The organism is uncultured Agrococcus sp. (assembly GCF_945915485.1).
GTDB lineage: Bacteria > Actinomycetota > Actinomycetes > Actinomycetales > Microbacteriaceae > Agrococcus.
Genome location: NZ_CAMEFJ010000096.1, coordinates 1 through 8,495 on the forward strand (window position 1 = coordinate 1; position 8,495 = coordinate 8,495).

At 65.7% G+C, this 8,495-nt stretch carries 6 protein-coding genes; 2 read left to right on the forward strand and 4 right to left on the reverse strand.

Annotated features, from left to right (window positions below; translation table 11 throughout):
* Window positions 1-60: 60 nt before the first annotated feature.
* Entirely contained in the window at window positions 61-327 is a 267-nt protein-coding gene (locus Q0O95_RS12030) for a hypothetical protein (RefSeq protein WP_141751971.1), read from the reverse strand.
* 55 nt (window positions 328-382) lie between these two features.
* Between Q0O95_RS12030 and mobF the strand changes: the two genes are divergently transcribed.
* Together mobF and Q0O95_RS12040 are read left to right on the forward strand one after the other, a co-directional pair.
* A complete protein-coding gene (gene mobF / locus Q0O95_RS12035; protein WP_040504913.1) occupies window positions 383-3,898 on the forward strand; it encodes a MobF family relaxase in 3,516 nt (1,171 codons plus the stop codon).
* A 25-nt stretch (window positions 3,899-3,923) separates the two neighbouring features.
* The gene (locus Q0O95_RS12040) at window positions 3,924-4,871 is read left to right on the forward strand and encodes an abortive infection family protein (protein ID WP_081473272.1); all 948 of its coding nucleotides are present in this window, start codon (window positions 3,924-3,926) and stop codon (window positions 4,869-4,871) included.
* 521 nt (window positions 4,872-5,392) lie between these two features.
* Here the strand turns inward: Q0O95_RS12040 and Q0O95_RS12045 are convergent.
* Genes Q0O95_RS12045 through Q0O95_RS12055 form a run of 3 tightly spaced genes read right to left on the reverse strand, consistent with a single transcriptional unit; the run spans window position 5,393 to window position 8,351 of the window.
* Entirely contained in the window at window positions 5,393-6,904 is a 1,512-nt protein-coding gene (locus Q0O95_RS12045; RefSeq protein WP_197493114.1) for a recombinase XerD, read from the reverse strand.
* Between the two features lie 11 nt (window positions 6,905-6,915).
* Complete coding sequence (locus Q0O95_RS12050) at window positions 6,916-7,248, reverse strand: helix-turn-helix transcriptional regulator (RefSeq protein WP_064846257.1); 333 nt, start codon at window positions 7,246-7,248, stop codon at window positions 6,916-6,918.
* Window positions 7,245-8,351, reverse strand: coding sequence for a site-specific integrase (locus Q0O95_RS12055; protein ID WP_064846256.1), 1,107 nt, complete (start codon window positions 8,349-8,351; stop codon window positions 7,245-7,247). Before Q0O95_RS12055 ends, Q0O95_RS12050 begins: the two co-directional genes overlap by 4 nt.
* Between the last annotated feature and the right edge of the window lie 144 nt (window positions 8,352-8,495).

The following is an 8,495-nucleotide window of genomic DNA, read 5'->3' on the forward strand; positions in this document are numbered from 1 at the left end:
GACCGGCGCGATGACCATAGGTAACGGCGGTTTAGCATCGGTGCCGCATCTTGACACGACTCAATCCGCGACAGCTAACCTCCGCATATGGAGTTCGACGGAATGGAGATCCCCGACGATATCGAGGTCACGGTCTGGGGGAGCAACGAGCACCGGCTCTGTAACGTCTGCCGCGCAGAATGCGACCCCGAGCCGAGCGGCGCCGACGGGTACGGCGTGTGAATCGTCTACGTCTGCCGCGACCACGGAGTCCAATCCGTCGTGGACCCATTCGAGCATCTCCGTTGAAGCGCGCTCTTCGCTATCTCCCTGCATTGACGCAAACATCGCGCTCTCCGCCTTCCGAGGGTAGATCCCAAGATCTGCGGCGCACCTGCCCAGTGTGACGATCTCGATCAGGGTCATGACCGCTGGGGACGGGTACCGGTACCTGCTGAACGCAGTTGTCGCTGGCGACGGGGATCGCGATGCGTCGTCAGCGCTGACAAGGTACTACCTTGAAGCAGGAACGCCTCCCGGCATCTGGCTCGGGGCCGGCCTCCCAGGACTCGCCGGAGAGATCGCCGTCGGTGCCTCGGTGAGCGAGGAGCAGTTACGGCGCCTCATGGGGCACGGGCAGGATCCGAACAGCGGCGAGCAACTGGGGCGTCCGTACCGAAAGTTTGCCACCGCGGGCGAGCGGACGCAGCGCCGCCTCGATCAGCTCCCGAAGTCCCTTACCGCAGGTGAGCGTACCGCGCAGCAAGCGCTGATCGAGGCGGAGGAAGCACAGAAGCCAACGAATGCGCCGGTCGCAGGGTTCGATCTCACGTTCTCGGTCCCGAAGTCCGTCTCGACCCTCTGGGCAGTTGCCGACGGCGGCACGCAAGCACTCATTGCCCAAGCTCACCACGCAGCGATCCGAGACATGATCGCCCTACTCGAGCGCGACGTCGCGATGACCAGGGTCGGCGCGAAAGGGGCGCGTGGCGCCGTCGCGCAAGTCGACGTGCGGGGTGTGATTGCGACTGCCTACGATCATTACGATTCTCGGGCCGCGGATCCACAACTCCACACGCACATTGTCGTCGCCAACCGCGTGCAAGCAGCTCATGACGGGAAGTGGCGCACGCTCGATTCTCGCGCTATCCACGCCGCCGTCACCGGCCTATCGGAGCATTACAACGCGGTCCTCTCGGACCATCTCACTCAGATCCTCGGCGTCGGGTGGGAAGCCCGTGAGCGCGGTGCGGGGCGCTCCACGGCGTGGGAGATCGTTGGCGTGCCGCAGGAGCTGATGGACGAGTTCTCTTCCCGTACTCGCGATATCGAGCAGGTCAAAGACCGGCTGGTCGACGACTACGTCTCGAAGCACGGGAGGCAGCCGTCCCCGAAGCTGGTGTGGCAGTTCCGGCAGCAGGCCACGCTCGAGACTCGGCCCCCGAAGCAGCAGCACTCTCTCAGCGATCTCACCTCCCAGTGGCGAGAACGCGCGACCGCGTTGCTGGGTGAGGACGCGCCAACCTGGGCGTCGGCACTGCTCGCCGGTAGTGAGCACGAACCGTTGCTGCGGGCAGACGATATCCCGTTGGAGGATCTCGAGGAGGTCGCCGAGGTCGTGGTGCAGCAGGTCGGTGACCGGCGAGCGACGTGGAAACGGTGGAACCTCCACGCGGAGGCCGTGCGACAGACGATGGCTCTCCGCTTCGCGTCCGCGAACGACCGGGACGTCATCACCCAGCAGATCGTCGATGCCGCAGAACGGGTCTCGCTGCGCCTCACTCCGCCCGAGCTCGCGAAGAGCCCCTCGCTGTTTCGTCGCGCGGACGGGTCGAGCGTGTTCCGACCCAAAGCCGGAACGGTGTTCTCCTCCGAGCAGGTGCTCGCGGCAGAAGACCGACTCCTTGGCGCGTCGAATGATCGGTCGGCGCCGACCGTACCGCTGGCATGGATCGAGGACGCTGCCAGAACGAAGAACCGCGACGGGCACACCCTGTCGGTGGACCAGGAGCAGGCGATCGCGAAGATCGGCGTCTCCGGCCGCGTCCTCGACGTACTCGTCGGCCCCGCAGGGACTGGGAAGACCACAACGATGCGTGCCCTGCGCCGAGCCTGGGAGCGACGCTACGGGCCAGGCTCGGTGACCGGGCTCGCGCCCTCGGCCGCTGCCGCCGACGTCCTCGCCGGGGATCTGGAGATCGGGACGGAGAACACGGCGAAGTGGCTGCATGAGCATCGCCTCGGGAAATGGAACCTCACGCGCGGACAGCTCGTCATCATCGACGAAGCCTCCTTGGGTGGCACGTTCGCGCTCGATGCCATCACCAGTCACGCCCAGCAGGTCGGCGCGAAAGTGCTGCTCGTGGGCGATTGGGCGCAACTCGCAGCGGTGGACGCGGGCGGCGCGTTCGGGATGCTCGTGCGTGACCGCGGCGACGCCCCGGAACTGGTCGATGTGCGTCGCTTCCGAAACGACTGGGAGAAGCAGGCGTCCCTGCAGTTGCGGATCGGCGACACCGACGTCATCGATACCTACATTGCGCACCAGCGCGTCACGCCGGGCGGATATGACGAGATTCTCGAAGCCGCCTACCAAGCCTGGCGCACAGACCTCGCAGCGGGAAAGAGCACGGTGCTGATCGCGGAAACCCTCGACACGGTCTCTGCGCTCAACACCCGCGCCCGCACCGACCGAATCCTCCAGGGCGACGTCGCTGTGGACGGCGTCAAACTCCATGACGGCAACGAAGTTTCCCGCGGAGATCTCATCATCACCCGCGAGAACAATCGGCGCCTCTCGCTCGGGCGAAGCTGGGTGAAAAACGGCGACCGCTGGCACGTCGCCCATGCGAACGACGACGGATCCCTCACCGTGCGGCGGGCAGGATCGAAGCGGCGCACCACGATCACGCTGCCCGTGAGCTACGTCGCCGAGCACGTCGACCTCGGCTACGCCGTCACCGCGCACCGTGCCCAAGGGGCCACCGTCGACACCGCACACGCGGTCGTCCACTCACCGGAAGTGACCCGAGAATCCCTCTACGTCGCGATGACCCGCGGCCGCGAATCCAACCGCGTCTACGTCGCCACCGACGAGCATCACCTCGAGGAGCATCAGCACCGTGAGGACCTGCAGAACACCGCCCGGAGCATCCTCTACGGGATCCTGCAGCACCCTGGCGCAGAGCTCTCCGCACACGACACGATCACCGTGGAGCAGGACTTCTGGGGCTCACTCGAGCAACTCGCGGCCGAGTACGACACCATCGCACAAGTCGCCGGACAGGAACGCTGGATCGCCCTCCTGCACGCCGGAGGCCTCACGGCGGAGACGATCGACGAGCTCGTCGAGACAGACGCCTTCGGGATCCTCACCACCGAGCTGCGCAGGCTCGAAGCCGACGGGCACGACATCGACAGTCTTCTCCCGCGCATCATCCAGGTTGGAGGACTGGACGAGGTGCAGGATCTCGGGTCGCTGCTGCGTTACAGGCTCCAGCGCATCACGGCGGCCTACCAGCCTGCTCCGCAGCGGACCGCCAGGATGATCGCCGGCCTGGTCCCGCGCGCGACCGGGATCACCGATCCCGCGATGAGGCAAGCCCTCGACGAGCGGGAGCAGCTCATGGAGCAGCGCATCGATGCCCTGGTCGAGAAGCTCCTCAAGCAGCCAGAGCCCTGGTTGACGGGACTCGACGAGACCGCTCCCGCAGAGGGTGAGGCTGCGGCACGGGCGGTCATTGCGTACCGCGACCGGTGGGGCGTCACCTCGAGCAGCCCACTCGGAGCGGTGCCCGGCGACGATGCTCAGCGCGTCGACTACGAACGCGCCCAGGGCGTGCTCGTGAGCCTTCAGCAGACCGAGCACTCCCCGGAGGAAGTGCGGTCCAGACGGAGTCAGAGGCGGTCGATTTCCTGATGTATGCGGCCGATATTCTTAGTGCATGACGCCAACGAACCGCGCGCGGATCTCTCGCCAGACGCGCTCAAACGTGTTCGATTGGCTCTCGCTTTCCGAGTACGACTGGTCGGGGCGGCTGCAGCATCCGCAGTTCCTCGCCCGGCTCTACGACTTGGAGGAGCTGCCGAGCAGAGACCACAGGTACCGCACTGCCAGCGGCGACATCTACCAGCACATGGTGAACAACTGGGACTGGGAGGATGACTGGGTCTTCAACGACGACCGTTTCCAGCTTCGTAACGGCAGCGACGAGACGTTCCTCAACTTCTTAGCCGAGACAGTCCATCCCATTGTCCGCGACGATCCAGACGCCGCTGCCGCGATGGTCGCTGCCTACAATGACACCCTCCGCCGAGATGGGTATGAGCTCATCGAGACAGACCGTTTCGGAGATCGCATCATCTATGGCTGGCGTCAGATTTCCGCGTATTACGCCCCAACCGAGCTAACGCTCGCCAAGACGCCCGACCTCACCGAGAACTCTGTGCTGCGCCGTCACCTCGATCTAATCAACCGCGACCTCAGCTCAGATCCCGCTGCGGCGATCTCCTCCTGCAAGAACCTCCTCGAGAGCCAGTGCAAGATCGTGCTCACGGATCTGGATATCGAGTTCTCCGAACGAGACGAGCTCCCGGCTCTTTTCGCAAGCACCGCATCGGCACTCGCGATCAATGCCGACGCGGTAGACGGCAGCAAGCGCGGCAGCGACGCCCTCCGCAAAGCGATGCGCGCCCTCTCCACTCTCGTGCAGTCCGTCGCGGAGGCACGCAACTCAATCGGCGACGGGCATGGCTCCGTCAACGAGAGCCCCGCGACTCCACGACATGCACGCCTCGTGTTCAACTCGACTGTTGCAGTCGCGCAGTTCATCGCCGACACCTGGCACGAAACCTCCCATGAGCAAAAGGCTGCGCTGGGCTCCTCCTTCTGACGCTTCTCCACTCCAATCCGCAAGCGGAACTCCACCGCTCTTCCGCACTCCAACCGAGCAGCGTAGACTGCGAAATGGCAGGACAGACCACGCGCGAAGCCTGACGTCGGGCGGAGCAGACCGCCCCAAGAAGCCTCGGGGCACTCACCACACAGGACCAGCCACATCGAAGTGCTCCCGTGTGAAAAGTGAGGCCATCATGAATCTCATGCAGCGTCTGTGGAACGCCAGCGTCCGCACCCGCATCTTCCTGCGCCGCCGCAGCCGTACTTGTCATGCTGACACCTATCGAGGACAGCAGACACTGACCCAGTGCGCTCCGGTGGCCACCACTTCGTGCCACCGGAGCGCGCTGACCGCGGCGGCATGCCCGGGCGCATGTCGTGCCCTGGGTTCGGTTCCGTGGTGAGGACGAGCCGCGGGCGCGGGCATCTGTTGCTGGACATCCAGCAGGCCGACGGCCAGACCATCCTGGTGTAACTGAACGCGAGCATGGCTGGGCAGATCGTGGTGGTCGCCGGCTATCGCTGGTCGCCCGCGTGGCGGGCCGCATATCGGGCCCACGGTTCTGCGGACTTTTCGGCGTGGAGGAAGGCGACGTGGTGGCTGTAGCCGAGTGCGTCGGCGACTAGCGACGGTGGGCATTGGAGGACGAGCTCGCCGAGGGCGCTGTTGCGGGCGCCGAGGAGGTTCACGCCGAGGGCTCGCAGTCTGTCCATCACGGTGTTGGGGTGGAGGTGTCGTCCGGCGAGGATGCTTGGGAACATCCAGGGGCTGTCCGTCCCTGCCGCTGTCCGGAGGTTGGGCCGAGCATCGCGGTGCTGGCGGATCATGTTGGCGAACGGCTCAGGCACGTCCACTGGATGGCGGCCGAGCTGGATTCTCATGCCGTGAGGGCTCTCGGCGATGGCCTCGGTCGTCAGAGTGACGACTTTGACCAGTGGTTGCGCGTAGAGGAGCAGGAGCATGCCGGCGACGCGGTAGGGGAGTGACTCGCTGGTCCCGGTGAGCAATTCGCGGATCCAGGCAAGTCTCTGCTCCTGGCTCAGGGACGGGCTCGATCGGGGAGTGCGATGCGCGACCGTGACACCGGTGTTCAAGCGGGACTTCTTGGCGAGCTGGAAGAAGTTCCTGATCATGGTGCGAGTGGTCGGTCCGCCTGCCAGCCACTCGTCGGCGTCTTGCTGGGTGCAGGTCGCGGCGGTGCGGTGGTGTGTCTGGTGCAGCCAGGTCAGGAACTTGACTGTCTCGGTGATCTCTTGCTTCGCTGAGTGCACCGGGCCGCGCGTGTTGGCGCCTGCTTCGGATTTGGCGCGGATGTTGCGTAGGTGGTGCCAGGTCGCGAAGTGCTGGACGGGCTGACGGACCTCGGCGGGGAGCCCTTCTAACTTGACGGCGATCCACTCCTCGAATCGGTGCAGGTAGGCATCGCGGTAGGGGAGTAGGCCGTGATGTTGCAGGAGTGCTCGGATGTGTTCGGTCGGCTTGCCGGGAACGGCGTCGAGGCCTTCGTGGGAGATCGGGATCGTGCCGTCGCCAAGGCCACGCAGGAGCGTCTGGACCTTGGGGGATCGCTTCCAGACGAGGATCGACTCGGGTCGCTCGGATGCGCATAGCGCGTCGACCAGACCGCGCAGAGCGGGGTGTTCCGGCTCGCCGCCGAGGACCTGGTGGAGGTCGGCGCGAAGCGCACATCGGGCGCAGAGCCGCCCTCGGTGATGCCCGGCTTCGGTGTCGCAGCTGTCGCAATGGAAGTCGTGGGGGATCTCCGCGCAGGTCGCGCAGATCGGACCGCCGCCGGCGCTTGCGGGTCCTGGTAGCAGGCGGTCTTGGAGGCACTCCGGGCAGACGCCTCGGGTGTGGACGGCGTTGTAGTAGCAGATGTTGCAGAGCCGGCCCTCCGGCCATGTGACGGCGACCCGCGGGATCTTGCGGCCGCAGCGTGCGCACGGGTTCCCGGTCGTCGAGGTGATGCGTGGACGACCCTGGATGGTGGAGCGGGGGGACAGGCCTGCTGGTCCTCGACTCGCCACGGCAGCCATCCCTACTCGTCGAGAATGTTCGCGCGCCGGGGTCGAACTGATCGGTCGAGGCTGACGACGTTGGAGCCGGGCTCGGTCGCGGTCTTCCGGCGCCGGACGTCCGCGGCGGTTGTCGTGACCAGATCGGCTGGTGTGCACTCGAAGATGTCGCAGAGTGCGGCGATAACTTGGAGCGAGACGCGCTCCGGCCGCTGATTGACGAGGCGGTAGACCTGCGGTCGGGAGAGCGTGATGTCCCGTTCGCCGAGCAGCGGGATGAGATCGGTCGTGTTGTGCAGACCTCTGGCCGCCATCAGCTCGGCCAGGCGCCACTGGTAGTCGACCTTGCGTTTCATGGTGTTCCATCCTTCGTGGTGCGGGCCAGGGCCTCGTTGACGGTCCTGTCGAGAGCGCTGCGGAGCGTGCTGCGCCGGAACTCGTCGCCGACGAACTGGTAGATGCCGGTCGTCGAGGCGTACTCGTGCCCCATCTGGTCCTGGACGAACCGTGGGTCCCAGCCAGCCTCCAACAGATGCGTAGCGTAGGAGCGTCGGAACGAGTGCAGATCGAGCCCGTCCGAAAGTCCGAGCTCGTCGCAGTAGCGGCGTAGCCGGCGCAGCAGCGCCGGTTCTCCGACCAGGCCGCCGCGTTCGCTGGGGAACAGGTCGAGTGTGTCGGGCTCACCGCGACCGTTGGCGAGCCAGTCCTCGAGGATCGGAGGCGTCCATCGCCAGACGGTGAGCACGCTGCGGGGTTTGTAGGGCGAGGAGCGCTTTGACTTGCCGTAGCGGACCTTGCAGACGCCGAACCGGCCGAACTCGCGCGCATGCGGGTTGCGGGCGAAGTCGACGAGCTGCAGGTGTCGCAACTCGTTGAAGCGGAGGCCGTAGGCGTAGGCGATCTTCATCATGACCGCATCGCGATAGGCCGCCTGCCAGCCCTTGCGTCCCGACCGCCCCATGCGTTCGACCTCATCGTCGGCGTAGACGAAGAGTCGATCGAGCTCGGACCGCGTGTAGGGACGCTTCGTGGGTCCGCCGTCGTACTCCTGGACGTGCGGTGCGGAGTTCCAGTCGAAGAAGACCTGCGCCGGGTGGGTGCCGAAGTACTGCTCGCAGACCCGGTCCCATCCGTAGTCGGGGTTGCTGACGTAGCTCGTGAACGCCCGAAGCGCAGAGTGGTAGCTGCGCAGCGTGGAGCGAGAGACGTGTCGGACGGTGCGCAGGTCGGCCGAGAACTCCTCGACCATCGCCGGCGTCCAGTTCCACGGATCCTCGTTCATGTGCTCAACGAACCGGCGCACACAGCGCAGCCGCTGCTCGATCGTCGCGAACTGCAGGTTCCTGGAGAGCTGCTGGTTGCGCCAGCCGTCCAGCATGAGCTGGAGCACCTGCTCCTCGGGCCGAAGGACCGGCAGCGAGGGCACCACCGAGACCCGACCCACACCGTCGACGTGCATCCGACACCTCGTTCCGCGGTTGCATCCAATGAGTCAATGATGCATCCGATGAGACGCCAAGGGTATACGTGCTGGTCAACGGCGTGTCTGCGGGCTCTGTTGCAAAGATTGGCGGCAGTCAGAGGTAGGCTGTCGCTCTGCGCC